This window comes from Mycobacterium sp. (assembly GCF_049585075.1).
Lineage (GTDB): Bacteria > Actinomycetota > Actinomycetes > Mycobacteriales > Mycobacteriaceae > Mycobacterium.
In genome coordinates this window covers 1-1,928 of sequence record NZ_JBAUZA010000036.1, presented here as the reverse complement: position 1 = coordinate 1,928, position 1,928 = coordinate 1, and the positions used below count along the sequence as shown (strand labels likewise).

The 1,928-nt window shown below is 68.4% G+C and carries 3 protein-coding genes; all 3 read left to right on the top strand.

What is annotated here, in order from left to right; genetic code table 11:
- The coding region (locus WB785_RS01735; protein ID WP_424076976.1) for a DUF3043 domain-containing protein at nt 1–618 on the top strand (618 nt) is incomplete at its 5' end.
- A gap of 6 nt (nt 619–624) precedes the next feature.
- Complete coding sequence (locus tag WB785_RS01730) at nt 625–1,161, top strand: bifunctional adenosylcobinamide kinase/adenosylcobinamide-phosphate guanylyltransferase (protein ID WP_424076975.1); 537 nt, start codon at nt 625–627, stop codon at nt 1,159–1,161.
- Nucleotides 1,161–1,928, top strand: a 768-nt coding sequence (locus WB785_RS01725; protein WP_424076974.1) for a nicotinate-nucleotide--dimethylbenzimidazole phosphoribosyltransferase, incomplete at its 3' end; no start/stop codon positions are given. The genes WB785_RS01730 and WB785_RS01725, both read left to right, overlap by 1 nt.

Sequence of the window (1,928 nt, the reverse complement as noted above, 5' to 3'; positions counted from 1 at the left end):
GCCCAGACACCGGCGGAGGCGGAAGGTGCCTCCCGTGGTGCGCAAACAACCGCCCCCAAGGGCCGCCCCACACCCCGCCGCGACGCTGCCGCCCGGCGCAAGGGGCCGATCGCTCCCGCGCCGATGACCGCCGCCGAGGCCCGCGCCCGACGAAAGTCATTGAAGGGGCCCAAGCTCAACCGTGAGGAACGTCGGGCCAGTAGTGCGGCTCGGCGCGCGCAGATGTCGGAGCGGCGAGACCGCATGATGGCCGGCGACGAGCGCTATCTGCTGGCACGCGATCAGGGCCCGGTTCGCCGGTTCGTCCGCGACGTGGTGGACGCCCGCCGCAACGTGCTCGGGTTGTTCATGCCGTCGGCGCTGACCTTGCTGTTCGTCATGTTCGCCCGTCCACAACTGCAGCCGTACATGTCGCGTGCCATGTTGGTGCTGATGGCGTTACTGCTCCTCGACGGGATCATCCTGGGCCGCAAGGTCGCAAGGCGGGTCGACGAAAAGTTTCCGAACGACACCGAAAGCCGTTGGAAGCTGGGCCTTTACGCCGCCAGTCGGGCTTCCCAGATGCGCCGCATGAGAGCGCCTCGGCCGCAAGTCAAGCACGGCGCCAAAGTCGCTTGATCTGCCGTGCGGACCCTCGTGCTCGGCGGGATCAAATCGGGCAAATCCCGCTGGGCGGAGGCGGCCATCGCCGAGTCGGTGGGACCGGCCGAGCCGGTGCGCTACCTGGCGACCGGTTCGGTGACGGACAGCGACCCGGCGTGGTTGCGTCGGATCGCCGTGCACCGCGAGCGCAGGCCTCAACATTGGTCAACAGTGGAAAGCGACGACATCGCAACACAATTGCGCCAGCAACCGGCGGCGCCCACCCTGGTCGATGATGTCTGTGGCTGGTTGACCGCCGCACTGGATCGCCGCGGATGGGAAGACGGCTCGGTCTCGGCGGACATCGACGAGATGCTCGCCGCGGCAGCCTCGTTCAGTTCGCCGCTGGTCCTGGTCAGCCACGAGGTTGGACTGACCATCGTGGCGGCGACGGTATCCGGCCGCCGGTTCACCGACGAGTTGGGCGCCCTTAATCAACGGCTGGCCGCCTTGTGCGATCGAGTGGTGCTGATGGTCGCCGGGCAGCCGTTGCAAATCAAGCCGTCGAGGATGGTCTGATGTTTCCGCCGGTAGTGCCGCCCGATACCGCCGCCGCCGCGGCGGCCCGTGCCCGCCAGGACACGCTGACCAAGCCAACGGGCGCGCTGGGACGCCTCGAGGACCTGTCGGTTTGGGTTGCATCATGTCAAGGCCTGTGTCCGCCAAAACAATTCGAACGGGCCAGGGTGGTGGTGTTCGCCGGCGATCATGGGGTCGCGCGATCGGGGGTGTCGGCTTACCCGCCGGAGGTCACCGGTCAGATGGTCGCCAATATCGTCGCCGGTGGCGCTGCGATCAACGCGCTGGCCGACATCGCCGGAGCGACAGTGCGCGTCGCCGACCTCGCCGTCGACGCCGACCCACCCTCGCCACAGATCGGTGCCCATAAGGTACGGCGCGCCAGCGGCGACATCGCGAAAGAGGATGCGCTGACCCACCAGGAGACCCTTGACGCGATCGACGCCGGCCGCCAGATCGCCGACCAAGAGGTCGACGCCGGAGCCGACCTTCTCATCGCGGGCGACATGGGCATCGGAAACACTACTCCCGCAACGGTTCTGACCGCGGCGCTGACGGGCATCGAACCGGTCGCCGCGGTCGGCTACGGCACCGGGATAGATGACGCCGGCTGGGCCCGCAAAACCGCGGCGGTGCGCGATGCGATGTACCGGGCTGAGCCGGTGCTATCCGATCCGGTGGCGCTGCTGCAGCGTTGCGGCGGCGCTGATCTGGCGGGGCTGGCCGGCTTCTGCGCGCAGGCCGCTGTCCGGCGTACGCCTTTGTTG